This is a genomic window from Flavonifractor sp., assembly GCF_019422385.1.
Lineage (GTDB): Bacteria > Bacillota > Clostridia > Oscillospirales > Oscillospiraceae > Flavonifractor > Flavonifractor avistercoris.
Window position 1 is genome coordinate 1 of the sequence record NZ_JAHZDL010000016.1, and the last position, 19,689, is coordinate 19,689.

Annotated in this window: 15 protein-coding genes; 8 read left to right on the forward strand and 7 right to left on the reverse strand. The window is 65.5% G+C overall.

What is annotated here, in order from left to right:
- Nucleotides 1-1,137: NADH-ubiquinone oxidoreductase-F iron-sulfur binding region domain-containing protein (locus tag QZ378_RS03815; protein WP_291257365.1), on the forward strand; the 1,137-nt coding region annotated here is incomplete at its 5' end.
- A complete protein-coding gene (locus QZ378_RS03820) occupies nucleotides 1,134-2,885 on the forward strand; it encodes an NADH-dependent [FeFe] hydrogenase, group A6 (protein ID WP_291257366.1) in 1,752 nt (583 codons plus the stop codon). The genes QZ378_RS03815 and QZ378_RS03820, both read left to right, overlap by 4 nt.
- A gap of 300 nt (nucleotides 2,886-3,185) precedes the next feature.
- Here QZ378_RS03820 and QZ378_RS03825 read toward each other — a convergent pair whose 3' ends face one another.
- On the reverse strand, nucleotides 3,186-4,250 hold the full coding sequence (locus tag QZ378_RS03825) for a hypothetical protein (protein WP_291257367.1): 1,065 nt from the start codon (nucleotides 4,248-4,250) through the stop codon (nucleotides 3,186-3,188).
- Between the two features lie 488 nt (nucleotides 4,251-4,738).
- On the opposite strand from QZ378_RS03825, the gene QZ378_RS03830 reads away from it, so the two are divergent.
- The 3 genes from QZ378_RS03830 (at nucleotide 4,739) to QZ378_RS03840 (ending at nucleotide 9,839) form a co-directional block, all read left to right on the forward strand.
- Nucleotides 4,739-6,124: a TrpB-like pyridoxal phosphate-dependent enzyme gene (locus QZ378_RS03830; RefSeq protein ID WP_291257368.1), complete on the forward strand. Its 1,386-nt coding sequence runs from the start codon at nucleotides 4,739-4,741 to the stop codon at nucleotides 6,122-6,124.
- Nucleotides 6,125-6,937: 813 nt separating this feature from the next.
- Nucleotides 6,938-7,654 carry a F420-0--gamma-glutamyl ligase gene (locus QZ378_RS03835; protein WP_087242140.1) on the forward strand — a complete coding sequence of 239 codons (717 nt, stop codon included), beginning with the start codon at nucleotides 6,938-6,940 and terminating at the stop codon, nucleotides 7,652-7,654.
- 310 nt (nucleotides 7,655-7,964) lie between these two features.
- Nucleotides 7,965-9,839, forward strand: a complete 1,875-nt coding sequence (locus QZ378_RS03840) for an LTA synthase family protein (protein ID WP_291257369.1) — start codon at nucleotides 7,965-7,967, stop codon at nucleotides 9,837-9,839.
- Between the two features lie 221 nt (nucleotides 9,840-10,060).
- Here QZ378_RS03840 and mfd read toward each other — a convergent pair whose 3' ends face one another.
- The gene (gene mfd / locus QZ378_RS03845) at nucleotides 10,061-13,570 is read right to left on the reverse strand and encodes a transcription-repair coupling factor (RefSeq protein WP_291257370.1); all 3,510 of its coding nucleotides are present in this window, start codon (nucleotides 13,568-13,570) and stop codon (nucleotides 10,061-10,063) included.
- Between the two features lie 171 nt (nucleotides 13,571-13,741).
- Between mfd and QZ378_RS03850 the strand changes: the two genes are divergently transcribed.
- From QZ378_RS03850 to QZ378_RS03860, 3 genes are read left to right on the forward strand one after another with little or no spacing between them, the layout of a single operon-like run.
- The gene (locus QZ378_RS03850) at nucleotides 13,742-14,044 is read left to right on the forward strand and encodes a DUF2089 family protein (RefSeq protein ID WP_291257371.1); all 303 of its coding nucleotides are present in this window, start codon (nucleotides 13,742-13,744) and stop codon (nucleotides 14,042-14,044) included.
- Complete coding sequence (locus QZ378_RS03855; protein WP_191379774.1) at nucleotides 14,041-14,316, forward strand: hypothetical protein; 276 nt, start codon at nucleotides 14,041-14,043, stop codon at nucleotides 14,314-14,316. Before QZ378_RS03850 ends, QZ378_RS03855 begins: the two co-directional genes overlap by 4 nt.
- A 44-nt stretch (nucleotides 14,317-14,360) precedes the next feature.
- Nucleotides 14,361-14,633, forward strand: a complete 273-nt coding sequence (locus QZ378_RS03860) for a hypothetical protein (protein ID WP_191529788.1) — start codon at nucleotides 14,361-14,363, stop codon at nucleotides 14,631-14,633.
- 1,062 nt (nucleotides 14,634-15,695) lie between these two features.
- Here the strand turns inward: QZ378_RS03860 and pth are convergent.
- The 5 genes from pth to QZ378_RS03885 form a co-directional block, all read right to left on the reverse strand.
- Nucleotides 15,696-16,292, reverse strand: coding sequence for an aminoacyl-tRNA hydrolase (gene pth / locus QZ378_RS03865; protein ID WP_291257372.1), 597 nt, complete (start codon nucleotides 16,290-16,292; stop codon nucleotides 15,696-15,698).
- A gap of 84 nt (nucleotides 16,293-16,376) precedes the next feature.
- Nucleotides 16,377-17,336, reverse strand: a complete 960-nt coding sequence (locus QZ378_RS03870) for a ribose-phosphate pyrophosphokinase (protein ID WP_087242152.1) — start codon at nucleotides 17,334-17,336, stop codon at nucleotides 16,377-16,379.
- A 62-nt stretch (nucleotides 17,337-17,398) separates the two neighbouring features.
- Complete coding sequence (locus tag QZ378_RS03875) at nucleotides 17,399-18,592, reverse strand: DapH/DapD/GlmU-related protein (RefSeq protein WP_191379777.1); 1,194 nt, start codon at nucleotides 18,590-18,592, stop codon at nucleotides 17,399-17,401.
- A gap of 188 nt (nucleotides 18,593-18,780) precedes the next feature.
- Nucleotides 18,781-19,263, reverse strand: a complete 483-nt coding sequence (locus QZ378_RS03880; protein WP_191379778.1) for an HD domain-containing protein — start codon at nucleotides 19,261-19,263, stop codon at nucleotides 18,781-18,783.
- A 198-nt stretch (nucleotides 19,264-19,461) separates the two neighbouring features.
- Entirely contained in the window at nucleotides 19,462-19,593 is a 132-nt protein-coding gene (locus QZ378_RS03885; protein WP_291257373.1) for a hypothetical protein, read from the reverse strand.
- Nucleotides 19,594-19,689 lie beyond the last annotated feature (96 nt).

Sequence of the window (19,689 nt, forward strand, 5' to 3'; positions counted from 1 at the left end):
GCCGACGTGCTGGCCGCCAACGGCGTCCAGGGCCGGGGCGGCGCGGCCTACGACATGGGCAAGAAGTGGCGCCAGGCCCGGGACGTGCAGGGGGAACACAAGTGCGTGGTGTGCAACGCCGACGAGGGCGAGCCGGGCACCTTCAAAGACCGGGAACTGCTGACCCGCGACCCCTTCCAGCTGCTGGAGGGCATGATCATCGCCGGCTGGGCCGTGGGGGCGGACAACGGCTACATCTACATGCGGGAGGAGTACTCCCACCTGCGGCCCCGCATCCTCTCCGCCATCGCCCAGTGCGAGGCGGCGGGCTACCTGGGGGAGAACATCCTGGGCTCGGGGCTGAACTACCGCATCCACCTGTACTCCGGCGCGGGGGCCTATGTGTGCGGCGAGGGCTCCGCCCTGGCCGAGTCCATCGGCGGCAACGCCGGCCGGCCCCGCATGAAGCCCCCCTTCATCAAGCAGTGCGGCGTGTTCCACCTGCCCACCTGCGTCAACAACGTGGAGTCCCTGTCCCTGGTGGCCCCCCTGCTGATGGACGACGAGGGCTACTACAAGCGCCAGGGCACCCCGGACTGCCCGGGCACCAAGATGATCTCCGTGTCCGGCAACGTGAAGCACCCCGGCGTGTTTGAGGTGCCCTTCGGCATCACCATCCGGGAGATCGTCTACGACCTGGCCGGGGGCATGGAGAACGACGAGTACCCCCTGCGCCTGGTGCAGCTGGGCGGCGCCTCGGGCCGCATCTGCTCCCCGGCCCAGCTGGACACCCCCTACACCTACAAGGGCATGCGGCAGGCCGACCTCACCGCCATCGGCTCCGGCGCGGTGCTGGTGGTGGACGAGCGCACCAGCGTCATCGGCTTCCTGCGCATGACCCAGGAGTTCTTCTCCCACGAGAGCTGCGGCCAGTGCACCCCCTGCCGGGAGGGCAACCGCCACATCTCCCTGCTGCTGGACAAGGTGGCCGCCGGCACCCACACGGAGAAGGACATCGCCACCCTGAAGAAGTTTGCCGACATCATGTCCAGCGCGTCCCTGTGCGGCCTGGGCGAGACGGCCCAGTCCGCCCTGCTGTCCTGCATGAAGCGTTTCCCGGAAGTCTTTGCCGTGAAAGAGGAGGTCGCCGTCCGATGAGCGAAATGGTACATATCACCGTCAACCGCCAGCCCCTGGAGGTGCCCGCGGGCACCCGGGTCATCGAGGCGGCCAAGATGCTCAACATCGACATCCCCCACCTGTGCTACCACCCGGATCAGACCATCAAGGCCCACTGCCGGATGTGCATGGTGGAGGTGGTGGGCTCCCGCAAGCTCACCGCCGCCTGCTCCACCGTGGTGTGGGAGGGCATGGAGGTCATCACCGACTCCAAGAAGGTGTATGACGCCCAGACCGGCGTGCTGGATCTGATCCTGGCCGACCACAAGACCAACTGCCTGTCCTGCGCCCGCAACGGCACCTGTGAGCTGCAGGATCTCTGCCGCCGGTTCAACCGGCTCCACCCGGAGCTGCCCGACATCTCCTCCAATGAGCCGCTGCGCATCGACAACCCCTCCATCGTCCGGGATCCCTCCAAGTGCGTCAAGTGCGGCCGCTGCGTGAAGGTGTGCGCCGAGGTGCAGGGCTGCACCGCCCTGACCTACTCCAGCCGCTCCGCCGACTTCAAGGTCACCACCGCCTTCGACCTGCCCATGGACGAGACCGACTGCGTCCTGTGCGGCCAGTGCACCCTGGTGTGCCCGGTGGGCGCCCTGGTGGAGACCGACTACACCAACGAGGTCTCCGCCGCCATCCAGGATCCCTCCAAGCACGTGATCGTGCAGGTGGCCCCCTCCGTCCGGGTGGCCCTGGGCGACGAGTTCGGCCTGGAGAGCGGCGCCATCGTCACCGGCAAGATGGTCACCGCCCTGAAGATGCTGGGCTTTGAAAAGGTGTTCGACACCAACTTCTCCGCCGACCTCACCATCATGGAGGAGGGCAGCGAACTGCTGGAGCGCATCAAAAACGGCGGCAGGCTGCCCATGATCACCTCCTGCTCCCCCGGCTGGGTCACCTATATGGAGAAGCACCATCCGGAGCTCATCGACAACCTGTCCACCGCCAAGAGCCCCCAGGGCATGTTCGGCGCCGTGGCCAAGACCTACTATGCCCAGAAGATGGGCTGGGATCCCCACGACGTGGTGAGCGTCTCCGTCATGCCCTGCACCGCCAAGAAGTACGAGGCCAGCCGGCCCGAGCTGGGCCGGGACGGCTATCAGGACGTGGACTACGTCCTCACCACCCGGGAGCTGGCCAAGCTCATCCGCTACGTGGGCCTGAACCTGTCCGACCTGCCCGACAGCGAGTTCGACTCCCCCCTGGGCATCGGCTCCGGCGCGGGGGCCATCTTCGGCGCCACCGGCGGCGTCATGGAGGCCGCCCTGCGCACCGCCTATGAGCTTCACACCGGCAAGACCCTGCCCCGCCTGGAGTTCGACGCCGTGCGGGGCGACGTCAACGCCATCAAGGAGGCCGTCATCGACCTGGACGGCACCCCCCTGAAGGTGGCGGTGGCCAACGGCCTGAAGAACGCCGAGGAGATCATCCGCCGGGTGGAGAGCGGCGAGGCCGACTACATCTTCATCGAGATCATGGCCTGCCCCGGCGGCTGCATCGGCGGCGGCGGACAGCCCATCGGCACCAACAACGCCGTCCGGGACGCCCGCATCCAGGCCCTGTACGAGATCGACCGGAGCCTCCCCCTGCGCAAGAGCCACGAGAACCCGGAGATCAAAACCATCTACGAGGAGTTCTTCGGCGCGCCCCTGTCCAGCCGGGCCCACGACCTGCTCCACACCCACTACCACGCCCGCAAAAAGCGGCACGATTTCTCCCATCTGAAGTAAGGAAGTGCCGGGGGACAGCCAATCTGGCTGTCCCCCGGCCTCAGGCTCTCGAAAAAGTGACTTCGCCACTTTTTCGAGAAAAATTGCATGGCGGAAGGGACTCGATTTCTTGCGAAATTGTCGCCCCTTCCGCCATGAGAAGTGTCATTTCCGACGCACATGTCGCCGGAAATGACGGATTTTGATTTGATTCCTGCGGCTGCGGCCGCAGGAACTCTGCGAGGCCCTCCTTCGCGGGAGGTCTTTCGACAGGCTGGGGCCGGGGCCGCCGGATCGGCGGCCCCCGGCCTTTTTTTGCCTCTATTCCGGGATAAACTCCGTGGTGCAGTCCATGCCGTTCCAAACCTCCCCGTCGGAGCGGTAATACTTCCGCTCTGACGTGCCGTCCTTCCGGGTGTAGTCGATGACGAATACCTGCCCGGCCTCGATGGGTATGGGATAGTTGTTATAGGGCAGCACATCGCCGCCCTCGGGGCAGTCTTTGAAGTCCTCATAGGCCCCCTCCAGCCGCCAGAAGGCCCGGGACTGGTAGTCCTCAGTCCAGCCGGAGATGTCCTCCTCCCCGAAGCAGGACGCCTGGTACGCCTTCCCCGCCACGGTGAGGGTGTCCGTCCCCTGGGGCTCCCAGGCCATCCAGGAGATGTCCTCCAAGTGGAGGGCGTCCCCGTACCGCTCCTTCAGCTGGGCGGCCATGGATGGGACGGTGCCGGCGGAATCCGCCACGGCGTCCGGGTCGGTGTGGGCCGCGCCATAGATGCCCATGATGCTCTCCCCGTCCAGGGCGTCGAACTCCCGGATGAAGTTGGCCGCCATGGTGTTCTCCCGGTAGGCGTCGTCCTCCGCACGATAGAAGGTCTCCCCCTGCTCTATGGCCTCCAGGGTCAGGCGGTAGTCCTCCGTGTCCGTCAGGCCCTGTTCCTCCAGATAGTCCCGGTAGCGGGCCCCGGTGCTGTCGTACTGGTGGCCCACGTCGGTGCCGTGAAACACCGTCTCCGGGCACTGTTCCTTGACGGTGCGGTAAAAGTCCAGCGTCTCGGCGCCGGAGGCGTAAGTGCCCTCCCAGTCCTGGTGGAGCTGCTCCAGGATCCCGTCGTCCTCCGCGTCCATCCACAGGTTGAGCCACTGGGCCGTGTAGTAGGGGAGCTCCACAAACAGATGCCGCATGCCCTGGTCGTAGCACTCCTTCCACCGCTCCGCCTCGTACTCCATAATGGCGGCATTGCCGTGGATCTCCCCGCAGAGGGTGATCTGCCCCGCCGGGGGCTCCGTCCCGGACACAGCGGGGGTCTCCTCCGCCGGGGCTCCCCCGCACCCGGCCAGCAGCAAGAGCGCCAATGCGGCGGCCGCCCCTCGAACTTGTCTCATCATTGGTACCTCCTTTGCCTTTGTGCCCTTCAGTATACCAGGCCGGGCGGGGGTGCAAAAGATGCTTTCCATTAAAATCCGGTTAAATCCCCCGGCCCAAATTTTACAAAAAAAGGGCTTGACAAACCGGGCCGCCGCCGTTATACTGTAGCAAATTAAATCGGTAAACCAATGACGAAGAGGAGTAGTCCGGTATCAAGGCCTCTCAGAGAGCCGCGGGTGGTGGGATCGCGGCAGGCGGCGTCCGGGTGAATGGACTTCCGAGGGCATGGCGAACGGCCGCAGGCTCAGTAGCGAGACGGGGACTCCGCCCGTTATCAGGGGAGCGCGTGCTGGTCGGCATGCGAAAGTGAGCGGGCGTGTGCTTGGCATACGTCAATCCGGGTGGCACCGCAGAGGTCTTGGCCTTTGTCCCAGAGAAGAAGATGGGACGAGGGCTTTTTTCATGCCCTCCTCCCCCGCACAACGGCAAAAAGGAGTGTATGAACATGACGAAGATTCCCCACCGCCTGTACCTGACCGAAGACCAGATGCCCCAGAGATGGTTCAACCTGCGCGCCGCCATGCCCGGGCAGCCCGACCCCCTGATCCACCCCGGCACCCTCCAGCCCCTGGGGGTGGACGATCTGTCCCCCATCTTCTGTGAGGAGCTGGCCCGGCAGGAACTGGACGGCGCCACCGAGTACGTGGACATCCCGGAGCCCGTCCGGGACGTGTACAAGATGTACCGCCCCTCCCCGCTGGTGCGGGCCTATGAGCTGGAGAAGGCCCTGGACACCCCGGCGAAGATCTACTACAAGTTTGAGGGCAACAACACCTCCGGCTCCCACAAGCTCAACTCCGCCGTGGCCCAGGCGTACTACGCCAAGCTGCAGGGCCTCACCGGTGTCACCACCGAGACCGGCGCGGGCCAGTGGGGCACCGCCCTGGCCGAGGCGTGCAGCTACTTCGGCCTGACCTGCGACGTGTATATGGTCAAGTGCTCCTATGAGCAGAAGCCCTTCCGCAAGGCGGTGATGGGGGTGTTCGACGCCCAGGTGACCGCCTCCCCCTCCCCCACCACCGACATCGGCCGCAAGATTCTGGCCGAGACGCCGGACACCACCGGCAGCCTGGGCTGCGCCATCTCCGAGGCGGTGGAGGCCGCCCTGAACAGCGGCGGCACCAAGCGCTATGTGCTGGGCAGCGTGCTCAACCAGGTGCTGCTCCACCAGTCCATCATCGGCCTGGAGAGCAAAATCGCCATGGAGCAGCTGGGCGAGTACCCCGACGTGGTGGTGGGGTGCGCCGGCGGCGGCTCCAACCTGGGCGGGCTGATCGCCCCCTTCATGGCCGACAAGCTCCGGGGGGTGAAGAACCCCCGCATCGTGGCGGTGGAGCCCGCCTCCTGCCCCTCCTTCACCCGGGGCAAGTACGCCTACGACTTCTGCGACACTGGCAGGGTCACCCCCCTGGCCCGGATGTACACCCTGGGCTGCGGCTTCATCCCCTCCGCCAACCACGCCGGCGGCCTGCGCTACCACGGCATGAGCCCCATCCTCTCCAAGCTCTACCACGACGGGCATATGGAGGCCGTGGCCTACGAGCAGACCAGGGTCTTTGAGGCCGCCGTCCTCTTCGCCAAACGGGAGACCATCCTCCCCGCCCCCGAGTCCGCCCACGCCATCCGGGGCGCCATCGACGAGGCCCTGAAATGTAAGGAGTCCGGCGAGGCCAAGACCATCCTCTTCGGCCTCACCGGCACCGGCTACTTCGACATGACCGCCTATGAGAACTATCTCAGCGGCAAGATGAGCGACTATATTCCCACCGACGAGGATCTCCAGAAGGGCTTCGACTCCCTGCCCAAAATCCCCCAGAACGAGGGGATCTGAGAACGGCCGCGGTTCCCCGGCAGCAGGGCGCGGCATCCCTGACGCGCCGTCCGACTCCCTGCAAGGCGGAACGGGCCGCCGAGGGCGGCAGCCCCGGCACCACCGGCCGTGGCGCGCGACAAGGTGAATTGCCCCAACGGGGCAAGAGAAGGTGCCCTGGGGTACGACCCCGGCGCGCGTATCAACCGCCGAGCCCGCAGGGGCGGATATCCTCCGCCCGAAGCCTTCCCCCCACAGGGGGAAGGTGCCCCAGTGCGCACACTGGGGCGGATGAGGGGCTCCACGTTCTCACACCGGGGTGCCCCTCGCGGGACGGGCCTGCCCGGCCGGGGCCCCCATTTCTTCCCGAAGAAATGGGGAGAAAGAAGGGCCGGGGGGCTTCGCCCGCCCTGGGCCCCCCAGTACGGGGGCTCATGGCGGCGGCAGGCTGTACAGAGAAGGCAAGAGCCGGGCGTGCATCCACGCCCGGTTCCTTTTTTGTGCCCGTCACAGGCGCTGCCGCGCCTTGGGCGGCCCGCATCGATCACTCCGCAAGCCCTGATCATTGCCACGCTGTACCGGCCTGGCCCGCCGGGCCGCCGCCGGTGCCATGCCGCTGAAATATCGGGGCAGTTGCGGCAGCCATCCGTAGGGGCGCACCTATGTGTGCGCCCGCTTGCCTGCGTATCCACCAACCCGTGGGGCGCGACGACCTCGGCGCGCCATCCAACTGCCTGGGTGCCCCCCGGGGTGCCCCGGCGAAACTTTGTGTTGCACATTGTCTCCCGGGTGGTTATAATAGGGGGGACATCAAACACAAAAGAAGGTTTTGCCATGGAATTCCGCGCAAACGAGGGAAAAAGCGTCACCATAGAGGTAAACGGAAAGACCTACGCCCGCCACGCCATTCAGACCCACTTCGTGCAGGTGGGCGAGAGCTATGTGGAGCTGGTGGAGAAGTACGTCAAGCCGGTGTGGCAGCCGGGGGATCTCCTCTCCTCCAGCGAAAAGATCATCGGCCTGTGCCAGAAGCGGGTGGTGTACAAGAAGGACATGAAGGTGGGCTGGCTGGCCCGGTTCCTGTCCCGGTTCGCCTCCCACTCCTCCGCCGGCATCGGGGTGGACAGCCCCTACAAGATGCAGTTCGCCATCAATGAGCGGGGGGCCCTGTTCGTGATCTGGGCGGCCATCTGCGCCGGCTTCGGCAAGCTGTTCGGCAAGCGGGGCGTGTTCTACGAGATGGTGGGCCAGGAGGTGTCCGGCCTGGACGGCTTCTACGACCACGAGTTCCAGGAGTACGGCGAGTTCGGCATCCGCATCCCGGAGAACCCCGGCAAGGTGTGCGACGAGATCGAGGCCGCCACCGGGGTGCAGGCCATGATCGTGGACGCCAACGACCTGAACGTGGAGATCCTGGGCAAGGCCTCCTCCATCACCCTGGACGACGAGACCCTCAAGGGCCTGATCCGGGACAACCCGGCGGGCCAGTCCCGGGAGCTGACCCCCTTTATCCTCATCCGCGAGGTGAAGGAGGAGGGCGAGACCGCCTGACTTCCGCAGCACTCCACCATGAAGATTCCATTAAAAAGAGCGAAAGTGCGTTGCACAGCCCACCCGAAAGCCCTTCCGTGCTTTCGGGTGGGCTGCCGGACTTTTTGATGGATCAAAAAGTCGTTTTGACTGGACGCGAAAGGGAACCCTGACGGTTCCCTTTCACACTTTCCTTCCCTCCGAAATCTGACAGCCGCAGCACTCCACCATGAAGATTCCATTAAAAAGAGCGAAAGTGCGTTGCACTTTCGCTCTTTTCTGCTACAATAGGGTTTACGTAAACTTCTTGTAAAGGCAGAGACACCGACCCATGACTTACACCGTAGAAACACCCCGCAGCAAAAAACGCCGCCTCCGCTGGCCCAAGCTCCCGCTCGCGGAGCGGCAGCTGGCCTGGACGGGCCGGGCCCTGCTGCTCCTCCTCCCCGTGCTGGCCTTCGTGCTGGTGGAGTATCTGAACTACAACAGCTGGGACGACTTCACCCCCGTCCAGATTGCCCTCAACCTGGCCTGGTACTACCTGCTGGAGCTGGTGTTCTACTTCGTCCGCCGCCGGCGGCGGGCGGCGGCGGCCAAGTGGGCCTTCGGCATCGCCTGGGGCCTGGGCATGGCAAACCACTACTTAATCTCCTTCCGGGGCCGTACCCTGTTCCCCGGCGACTTCCTCACCCTGCGCACCGCCGCCAACGTGGCGGGCAACTACGACTACCGCCCCGACTCCATGCAGTGGCTCACCATCGGCATCTTCGCGGCGGTGCTGGTGCTCCTGTCCTTCCTGCCCAGGGAGGAGAAGCGGCTCTTCGACTGGCGGGGCTTTGCCCCCGCGGCGGCGGGGACGGCGGTGTTCCTGGCGGCCTTCTTCGGCACCGGCTGGGTGGAGGGCCTGGGCATCGAGCCCTCCATGTGGACGACCCGGGGCAACGGCCTGGTGCTCAACTTCACCGTGTGCCTGAAGTACATGAAGGTGGAGAAGCCGGACAGCTACTCCCAGGAGACGTTGGCGGCCCTGGCCGGGGAGAACCCCAGCGACGCCGCCGATGCGGCGGCCTCGGCGGACGGGGGCACCCGGCCGGTGAACGTGATCGTGATCATGAACGAGTCCCTCTCCGATCTCTCCGTCCTCCCCGGGGTGGAGAGCAATATGGACGCCATGCCCTTCCTCCGCTCCCTGACGGACAACACCATCAAGGGCTACGCCTACTCCTCCGTGTTCGGCGGCACCACCGCCAACTCGGAGTACGAGTTCCTCACCGGCAACACCACCGCCTTCCTCCCCGCCGGCACGGTGCCCTACCAGATGTACGTCTCCCCCGGCGACCCCTCCCTGGTGGGCCAGATGGAGGCCCTGGGGTATACCACCATCGCCGCCCACCCCTACCGCTCCTCCGGCTGGAACCGGCCCACGGTGTATGCCGACTACGGCTTCGATGAGGTCTATTTCGAGAGCGACTTCCAGGATCGGGCGTACATGCGGGGGGACGAGCGCACCGGCTACGTCACCGACCGGTGCGACTATGAGAACCTGATCCGCTGGTACGAGGAGAAGGAGGAGGGGCAGCCCCTGTTCCTCTTCAACGTGACCATGCAGAACCACTCCGCCTATCAGATGGCGTGGACGAACCTGCCCAAGGAGGTGTGGCTCACCGGGGAGCTGGAAAACCGCTTCCAGACGGTGAACCAGTACCTCTCCCTGGTGTACCAGAGCGACCAGGCCTTCGGGGATCTGATCGACTACTTCTCCCAGGTGGAGGAGCCCACCATGATCCTCCTGTTCGGCGACCACCAGCCCCAGGTTGCCACCAACTTCTACACCGACGTGCTGGGCACCAACCCCGACACTGCCGACGCCCAGAAGAAGCAGATGGTGCCCTTCGTGCTGTGGGCCAACTACGACATCCCGGAGGCCCAGGGGGTGGAGCTGTCCCTCAACTACCTGTCCGCCCTGCTGATGGACACCGCCAACCTGCCCATGACCGGGTATCAGAAGTTCCTCTCCCAGCTGTGGGAGACCGCCCCGGTGATCAACACCGTGGGCATCGGGGACGCCCAGGGGAACTGGTACGGGGAGAACGCCGCCCTGCCGGAGGAGCTGGACGGGGCCATTGAGGACTACAAGGTGCTGCTCTACAACAACGTGTTTGACAAAAAGGATCGGGTGGAAAACTTCTTCACCCTGTCGGACTAGGGCTTGTTTGAACATTGGCGATGTGTCCAGCGGCGAGGGATTTTGGGCCGCTGGCAAGCAATTTTTTCGCAGGAATCCTGACGGATTTCAAGGAAAAATTGCGCCGTCCAGGGGGCAAAAGGCCCGCCGATGGGGCATGTTGACATGTTTCAAACAAGCCCTAGCAAAAGGCCCGGCGCGCGGAGCATTCCGTGCGCCGGGCCGTATTTTTCTGAGCCTAGTCAGGCGCTCTCCCTGGGGGCGGTGGCGGCGTAGTCCTCCACCAGCTTGCGGCCGAACTTCAAGGCGTCCTCCCCCTTTTTCAGCCGGAGGGCCAGGTAGGGCTTCTCCCCGGCGGAGAAGAGCAGACGGGACTTGTACTTCTCCATGGCGCACAGGGCGCTCACCCGCTGGAGGTCGAAGCCGTCCAGGTAGAAGTTCAGGTTGGTGCCCTTCTGGCTGATCTCGGAGATGCCGTTGTCGGCGGCGTGGGCCCGGAGCAGGGCCACGGAGATCAGGTTGTTCACCGTCCTGGGCGGGTCGCCGTAGCGGTCGATGAGCTCATCCACCACGTCGTCGGCGTCCGCCTCGCTGCGGATGGCGGCGATGCGGCGGTAGAGATCCATCCGCTGCTCCGGGGAGGGCACGTACCGGTCGGGGATGGAGGCTGCCACCGACAGGTCGGCGGCGCACTCGGTGGGCCGCTGGGGCTTCTCCCCCCGCTCCTCCAGCACCGCCTCCTCCAGCAGCTTCAGATACATGTCGTAGCCCACGCTGAGCAGGAAGCCGCTCTGCTCCGGCCCCAGCACGTTGCCGGCCCCCCGGATCTCCAGATCCCGCATGGCGATCTTAAAGCCGGAGCCGAACTCGGCGAACTCCCGGATGGCCCCCAGCCGCTTGGAGGCCACCTCGGTGAGCACCTTGCCCCGGCGGTAGGTGAGGTAGGCGTAGGCCCGCCGGGTGGAGCGGCCCACCCGGCCCCGGATCTGGTGGAGCTGGGCCAGGCCCATGTGGTCGGCGTCCTCGATGATCAGGGTGTTCACGTTGGGGATGTCGATGCCGGTCTCGATGATGGTGGTGCACACCAGCACGTCGATCTCCCCGTCGCTCATGCGGGTCATGACATCGTTGAGCTCCTCCTGGCTCATCTTGCCGTGGGCCACCGCCACCGCCGTGTCCTCCCCCAGCATTTCCTTGATCCTGGCGGCGGTGCGGGTGATGGTCTCCACCCGGTTGTGGAGGTAGAACACCTGGCCGCCCCGCTCCAGCTCCCGCCGCATGGCGTCGGAGAGCACGCCCCAGTCGTGCTCCAGCACGTAGGTCTGCACCGGCTGCCGGTCCAGGGGGGGCTCCTCCAGAGTGCTCATGTCCCGGATGCCGGACAGGGCCATGTTCAGGGTGCGGGGGATGGGGGTGGCGGAGAGGGTGAGCACGTCCACCTGCCGGGACAGCTCCTTCAGCTTCTCCTTGTGGGCCACGCCGAAGCGCTGCTCCTCGTCGATGACCAGCAGGCCCAGATCCTTGAACTGCACGTCCTTCTGGAAGAGCCGGTGGGTGCCGATGAGCAGGTCGATCTGCCCCGCCGCCAGCCGGCGGAGGGTGTCCTTCATCTGGGCGGCGGTACGGAAGCGGCTCACCACGTCGATCTCCACCGGGTACTTGGCAAACCGCTGCTTGGCGGACAGGTAGTGCTGCCGGGCCAGCACGGTGGTGGGCACCAGGACGGCGGCCTGCTTGCCGTCCAGCACGCACTTCATGATGGCCCGGAAGGCCACCTCCGTCTTGCCGTAGCCCACGTCGCCGCACAGCAGGCGATCCATGGGCCGGGGCTGCTCCATGTCCCGCTTGATCTCCTCGATGCAGCGCAGCTGGTCGTCGGTCTCGGCGTACTCGAACTCGTCCTCGAACTCCTTCATCCAGGGGGAGTCGGGGGAGAAGGCGAAGCCGGGCTGCCGCTGCCGCTGGGCGTAGAGCTGGATGAGGCCCTTTGCCAGATCCTTCACCGCCTTCTTGGCCCGGGTCTTGGCCTTCTCCCAGTCGGTGCCCCCCAGCTTGGACAGCTTCTTGGTCTCGTTGGCGTCCTCGCCGGAGCCGATGTACTTGCTCACCAGATCCAGCTGGGTGGCGGGGACGTAGAGCACGTCCGCCCCGGCGTAGGCGATTTTGACGTAGTCCTTCTCCACCCCGTCCACCGTCATCTTGGTCATCTCCAGAAAGCGGCCCACGCCGTGGTGCTCATGGACCACCAGGTCGCCGGGGGACAGGTCGGCGTAGGAGTCCAGCTTCTGCCGGTTGGTGACGGGCTTGGATTTCCGCTTCTTGCCCAGGATGGACTGGCCCTCGGTGAGCACCGCCAGCCGCCCCACCGGGTACTCCATGCCGGCGGTGAGGCCGCCCACGGCGATCACCGCCTGGCCGTGGGCGGGCAGATCGTGGAGCTGGAAGTCCACGGCGGTTTTGCGCCCCTGCTCCCGCAGGAGGGCCTGGAGGTTCAGGGCCCGCTGCTCGCTGCCCACCAGCACCACGGTGCGGAAGCCGTCGGAGACATAGTGGGCCAGGTCGGACACGGCGGTCTCCAGGCTGGCGCCGTAGGAGGGCAGCTGCTTGGCCAGCAGGTTGAGCAGCGTCCGGGGCCGCCGGGGGTACCGGGAGGAGGTGAAGGCGTCCAGGTAGCACACCGGCCAGGCGTCCAGCACCTCGGCCAGCTCCTCAAAGGTGCGGGCGAACTCCGCCAGCTCCCCGGCCAGCTCCCCCCGCTCCATCAGGGTCTTGGCGTCCTCGTTGAGCTGCCACAGGTAGTTCTTCCCCCGCTCCGCCACCCGGGGGCTCTCGCTGAGCACCACCACCGCGTCGGCCGGGAAGTAGTCCGCCGCCGTGGCCATCTGGGGATAGATCAGGGCCATGTAGCGATCCATGGCCGGGAAGGTGAGGCCGCTGGCCAGCTTCTCCCGGTCCTCCGCCAGGCTGGTCAGCAGCTTGTCGCTCCCCTTGCGGCGCTTTGCCCGGGAAATGACGCCGTCCAGCAGCTCCACCAGGCCCGCGAAGCCCCCGGGGGAGAGCTGGGGCAGCACCTCGGCGGCGGGGAGGATCTCCGCCGTGCCGATGTTCTCCACCCGCCGCTGGGTGTCCGGGTCGAAGAGGCCCATGGCGTCGATCTCGTCGCCGAAGAACTCCACCCGCACGGGCTTGGCCTGGGACGGGGAAAAGAAGTCCAGGATGCCGCCCCGCAGGGCGAACTGGCCAGCGCCCTCCACCTGCTCGCACCGGGTGTAGCCCGCGGCGGTGAGGGTCTCGGCCAGCTGGTTGAGGTCGTGGCTCTCCCCCATGCGCAGCACCCGGGAGGCCTTTTCCAGCAGGGGCTTGGGCAGGGTGCGCTGGAGGACGGACTCCGCCGTGCACACCAGCAGGGGGCACTCCCCCGCCGCCAGGGCCCGGAGGACGGAGAGCCGTCGGTGCTCGTACTGCAGGGACACCACGGCGGCGTTGTGGAAGGTGAACTCCCGGGCGGACAGGGTGCGCACCTCCTCCCCCGACAGGGCGGCCAGATCCCTGGTCATCCGCTCGGCCTCCCCCTCGTCGGCGCACACCACCACCACCGGCCGGCCGGTCTCCTGGCGTATGCCGGCGGCAAAGTGGGCCCGGTGCACCGCCGACAGGCCGGACAGGGCCGCCGGGCAGGCCCCGCCGTCGATGGCCGCCAGCAGGGAGCGATATTCGGGGATATCATTAAGGGCTGAGAGAAGCGGCTTCATGGGACACCTCTAAATAGAAAATTTTGGAAACTATAGGTGCAGGGACTCCTGTTTACGACGGATACAGCCGCCGTTACAATCTTAATAAATTCATTTATACTTTTCGATTGACTTTAATTTTATTCATGTTATACTAAATATAGTTAAAGTCAATCAGAAAGGAGCAGAGCATTGGAACTGGACAAACTCCCGCAGTGGCTCCTGGCGCTGGAGCCGGAGGACATAGCCTTCCTGAAAAACTTTGTCCTGAAATCGGGCTCCCTGAAGGAGATTGCGCGGCTCTACGGGGTCTCCTACCCCACCGTCCGGCTGCGGCTGGACAAGCTCATCCAGAAAATCGAGCTGAGCGACCAGCAGAAGGAGGAGCCCTTCTCCGCCTTCATCAAGGGCCTGGCCGTAGACGGGCGGGTGGATCTGGACACCGCGAAGCTCATCATCGACAGATATCAGAGAGAAAAGGAGGCAGACGCATGAATCCGCTGCTTACCCTGGCCGCCGCCGCGGCAATTACCGTGTTCCACATCTGGGCCTCCCGGAGAAGGCCCAGGTACTGGTATCTGGGCGGCATTGTCCCCGCCCTGTGGGTTGCCATCTTGATTTTCCTGCTGGCAAACGGCGCGATCCGCCCGGCGGAGGACTGGAAGATGCTGCTCTTCCCCACCGCCATTCTCCTGCTCATCTGGCTGGAGGGCCATCAGGCCGCCAGGAAAAAAGAGCTGGAGCGCATGAAGGCGAAGGATCTGTAACGCACAAAGCCATAAGTTATCCATTCACGAAAGGGGCATCCGATATGAGAGCCTTGCTTGTACTCCTGTTGACTTTTGTAATCCTGGCCGTGCAGTTCCATCTGGGCCTTCGGAAAAGGAAACTGCTGGGCGCCGTTCTGCCGGCAGCCATGGCGGCACTGTTCGTCTTCATCAGCCTTGCGGGAAAAACGACGGAATATATTGCCACGGGGAGCCTCTGCGTCATCGCCATTGTGATCGTGTGGGCAGTGGGATATGCCAAATCCGCCAAGCACGAAAAGGCCGCGCTGGACAAGATGAGGGCAAAGGATCTGTAACGGCCAGCGCCAGAGCATTCCCGGCGGGTATCCGCCCGTTTGCCCCCGCAACCACTGACCTCGTGGGGCGCGACGACTCGGCGCGCCCTGCCATCCTCTGACCATTCACTGGGAGCTCCCCCGTGGAACACGCCTACACGGCGGGTGGCAACTGCCGTGCCCTGTAGGGGCGGATAGTATCCGCCCGCCCGGTGGAGGCTCGGCCTCCCGGCGGGGGCCTGCCCGGCCGGGGCCCCCATTTCTTCCCAAAGAAATGGGGGAAAAGAAGGGGCCGGGGGTGTGCCCCCGGCACCCCCCGAAACGGGGGTTCATGGCGGCGGTGGGTTGTACGGACAGGGCAAAGACCGGGCGTGCATTGCCGCCCGCCCTATTGGCTGGCGCTTGCGGTAATTGGGGCCCCCGCCGAAGCCCAGCGAAGCGGGTTCGGTGGGGAGAGGAGGCCCAGCGGAGGGAATGAGCTTTCGGGCCTGCCCGGAAGCGAACGATCCGTAGCTTGGGCCGACGACGCCGCGCCTTGGGCAGCACGCATCGGGATTACCCTGCAAGCCCTGATAGTCGCTGCGCTGTACTGGCTTGGCCCGCCGGGCCGCCGTCGGTGCCTTGCCTCTGAAAAACTCTGGCGGCTATGGTAATGATCCGTAGGGGCGACCTGCGGTCGCCCGTCCCGAGCCGAGGGGGCGTTACGAAGTAAGCCTTCGCCGCCGGTGAATTACCTGTAGAACAGCTTGGGGGAAGTTCCAAGAAGGGGGAATCGCAATTCCCCCTTCTTGGTCGTTTCAAGGGGTGGGTGCAGGGCGTTTGGGCGTTAAGAAACGTGCCGGTGGCACGTTTTAGCCCAAAAGCAATCCAGGCGTAGCCACCTTAACCCGTGGAAATCGAAATTCCCCGCCCTGCTGGTTTTCCCCCCGCTTTTGACATCAAAAGCGGGGCGCCCGCCGCGTAGGCGCTCGCCGGAGGCCGGGCCTCCACCAGGCGGGCGGATGATATCCGCCCCTACAGGCCATGGCTGTTGACACGCGCGCCGGGGTCGTCGCGCGCCACGGGCCCGGCAGTTGACGTCCCCTAGCCGTTAAACCGGTTCATGGCCTTGTCGGGGCCGTTTTCGAGATAGCACGCCACGGCGTCGGCAGCCTTTTTCACCGCCACCTGGATGGTTTTCAGATCCTCCCCGGTGAATTTGGAGAGCACCCAGTCGGCCATATCGTAATCGGGGTGAGGCTTCTCCCCCACGCCGATTTTGATCCGGGGGAACTGGTCGGTGCCCAGGTGCTGGATGATGCTTTTCAGGCCGTTGTGCCCCCCGGCGGAGCCGCCCTTGCGGATACGCAGCTTGCCGATGGGCAGGGACACGTCGTCGGAGATGACCAGCACCCGCTCGGGGGGGATTTTGTAGAACCGGGCGGCCTCCCCCACGGCCTCGCCGGACAGGTTCATATAGGTCACCGGCTTCATGAGCAGTACCCTGGCGCCCCCCAGCTCCACGGTGTTGGTGAGGGCGCGGTGCTTCAGCCTCTGCACCGGCACCCGCGCCCGCTCGGCCAGCTCGTCCACGGTGAGAAAGCCCACGTTGTGGCGGGTATTCTCGTACTTGTCGCCCGGGTTGCCCAGGCCCACCACCAGCCACTCGGCGCCGGAGCTTCGATTTCTGTCAAAAAACAAGGTTTTCCCTCCACGCGGCAACAGGGGCGGAGCAACGCTCCGCCCCTCGCCGTTATGGTTTTCGTTTGGTTCAGCCGCCGGTTCTTACACGAACAGCTTGGACACGGACACCTCTTCGTAGATGCGCTCGATGGCCTCGGCGAACATGTGGGCCACGGAGAGGTACTTGATCTTCTCGCACTTGACGCCCTCCTTGGGGGGCACGGTGTCCAGGAAGTAGAGCTCCTTGATGACGCTCTTCTCGATGCGCTCCACCGCGGGGCCGGAGAGGACGCCGTGGCTGGCGCAGGCGATCACGTCCACCGCGCCGCCCAGCTCCACCAGGGCCTGGGCCGCGCCGCACAGGGAGCCGGCGGTGTCCACCATGTCGTCAAAGAGGATGACCTTCTTGCCCTGCACGTCGCCGATGATGTTCATGACCTCGGAGGAGTTGGCCTTCTGGCGGCGCTTATCCACGATGGCCAGGCCCATGCCCAGCTTCTGGGCGAAGGCCCGGGCCCGGGCCACGCTGCCCACGTCGGGGGAGACGACGATCACGTCGTCCTCGCTGCCGTTGAAGCGGTCGTGGAGGTAGTTGGTGAAGATGGGGTTGCCCAGCAGATTGTCCACGGGGATGTCGAAGAAGCCCTGGATCTGGTTGGCGTGGAGATCCATGGTGAGGACGCGGTCGGCGCCGGCCCGGGTGATCAGGTTGGCCACCAGCTTGGCGGAGATGGGGTCGCGGGGCTTGGTCTTGCGATCCTGGCGGGCGTAGCCGAAGTAGGGCATCACGGCGGTGATGCGCCCGGCGGAGGCCCGCTTCAGGGCATCGATCATGATGAGCAGCTCCATCAGGTTGTCGTTGACCGGGGAGCAGGTGGACTGGACCACGAACACGTCGGAGCCGCGGACGGTCTCATAGATGGAGACAAAGTTCTCCCCATCGGAGAAGGCGCCCACCTCGGCGTTGCCCAGCTCGGTACCCAGCTCCTTGCAGATGGCCTCGGCCAGGGGACGGTTGGAAGTGCCGGAAAAGATCTTGATGTCCTTACCGTGTGCGATCATTCTTTAACAACATCCTCTCACATTATCTCTATATTCCGGCCCGCGGAGTTGCGGGCCCGGTTTTACTTTCGGCGGGCGCGGCGCTTGGCGGCCCACTGCTTCTTGACGGTCTGGCGGGTGCGGGCGATGGCCAGGGAGTCGCCGGGCACATCGTCGGTGATGGTGGAGCCCGCGGCGGTGTAGGCCCCGTCGCCCACCTTCACCGGGGCCACCAGATTGGTGTTGCAGCCGATGAAGGCGTCGTCCCCGATGGTGGTGCGGAACTTGGTGAAGCCGTCGTAGTTCACGGTGACGGTACCGCAGCCGAAGTTGACCCGCTCCCCCACGTCGGAGTCGCCCACATAGGTCAGGTGGGAGATCTTGGTGCCCGCGCCGATGGTGGAGTTCTTCAGCTCCACAAAGTCGCCCACCTTCACGTTCTCGCCCACATGGCAGTTGGGCCGGATGTACGCGAAGGGGCCGATCTTCACCCCGTCGTCCACCCTGCTCTCATTGAGCTGGGAGGCGTTGACGGTGACGTTATCCCCCACGGTGCAGTCGCGGATCATGGTATTGGGGCCGATCTCGCAGTTCCTGCCGATGACGGTCTCCCCCCGCAGGATGGTGCCGGGGAGCACCACGGTGCCCGCCCCCACCTGCACCCGGGGGCCGATGTAGCACTGATCCGGGGCCAGGAAGCGGACGCCGGCCATCATCAGCCGGTGGGCGCCCATCTGGCGGGCCGCCAGCTCGGCCTCCACGCGGCCCTCCCAGCCGGAGCGGATGGGATAGGCCCCCTGGAACCAGACGCCCCGGCTGTTGAACTTGTCGCCCCTCTCCTTCAGGGCCTCCTCCAGGCCCACGCCCTCGCCCAGGGCGGCGGACAGGGCGGCGGCATCCACCCGGTAGACCCCGGTGTCCTTGCTGTCCAGCACGCCGCCGTTCTCCGCGTTCACCAGGGTTCTGGCGTCGTCCCAGCGCAGCAGCACCGGCTTGGTGATCACCACCGCCTTGCCCTCCAGGGCGTCCAGGAAGGCCAGCAGCTGCCCCACCGCGTCCTCGGTGGTGCCGGTGACCAGCTCCGTGCCCTCGGGGAAGCAGGCCGCGGCCTGTTCCCGGTCGTCACTGTGGCAGACCACAAAAAACCGCTCCACCCCGGCGCTGCGCAGGGACTCCGCCAGCCAGCGGGCCGCCGGGTCAAAGAGCAGCTCCTCCAGCATCAGGGACGGGCCGTTTCCCTCCCGGGGGAGGAACACCACCGCTCCAGTCGCGTTCATGTCGCCATCTCCTCAAAAAATGGATTTCTTGCAAAAAGATTATAGCAAAGCGGGGCGGAAAATGCACCGCTATTTTCAAAAAAACCGCCCATTTTTTCACGGTTAGGAGGCTTGCACAATTTCTCCGCCCCTTCTTGACGGGATCTTTACAAAACAGCCGTCTGCCGTCCCCACAATGCGGTCATCTGTCACCTCACCAGGGACAGCATCGCCCGCCGCAGGGCCAGCCGCCGCCAGACGTGGAGCACCTCCGCCACGGAACACAGCTTGTCGGCCAGGCACACCGCGGCGGCCTCCCGGCTGTGGGGCGCCCGGACGGACAGGGGCCACATGTGGGCCAGGATGCAGTTTTCCTCCTTGGGGGACAGAGCCCCCTCCAGGGCCGCGGCGTTTCTGGCCGCCGCCACCGGGTGGGCGAAGCACTGCCGCCAGGAGGGCAGGGAGCGGGGGTCGTAGAGGTACAGGTCGTGGAGCAGGCCCGCCCGGGCCGCCAGGGCCCCGTCCGCCCCCCACCGCCGGGCCAGCCGCCAGGCCACATAGGACACGAAGGCGCTGTGCTCATAGCAGGACACCCCCGGGTGGTGGCGGATGGTTTTCAGCCGCGCCACCTCCGGCGCGGCCAGCAGCGCCGCCACGCAGTCCCGGTATTCCTTCCACTCCGCACGCTCCATGGGCTCCGCCCCCTCTGTCTGAGTTCTGTCTCCATTATAACCCTCCCGCACCCGGTTGTCACTGGAAATTTGGCGGTTTTCCGCCGCGGAATTTCTGCCCCGGCGGGTAAAAGCGCCCCGCCTGCGGCGGGGCCCCTGAAGAGGCCGCCATATAGAACGGGCCCCGGACAGAAGTCCGGGGCCCTTGTGCGAACTTGATTACTTGTACAGCTCGACGAGACGGGTCAGGTGCTCGTAGCGGGCCTTTGCGGCCATACCCCAGCGGGCCAGGGCCCGCCGGGGGCCCCTATTTGATTTCATCTGCTCGGCGGAAGTGAATTCCGCCGGCATCAAGGTTTTGCCTTCGGCAAAACGCTTGGACGTGCCTTGCGGCGCGCCCCGCCTGCGGCGGGGCCCCCGAAGAGGCCGCCATAAAAGCGGGCCCCG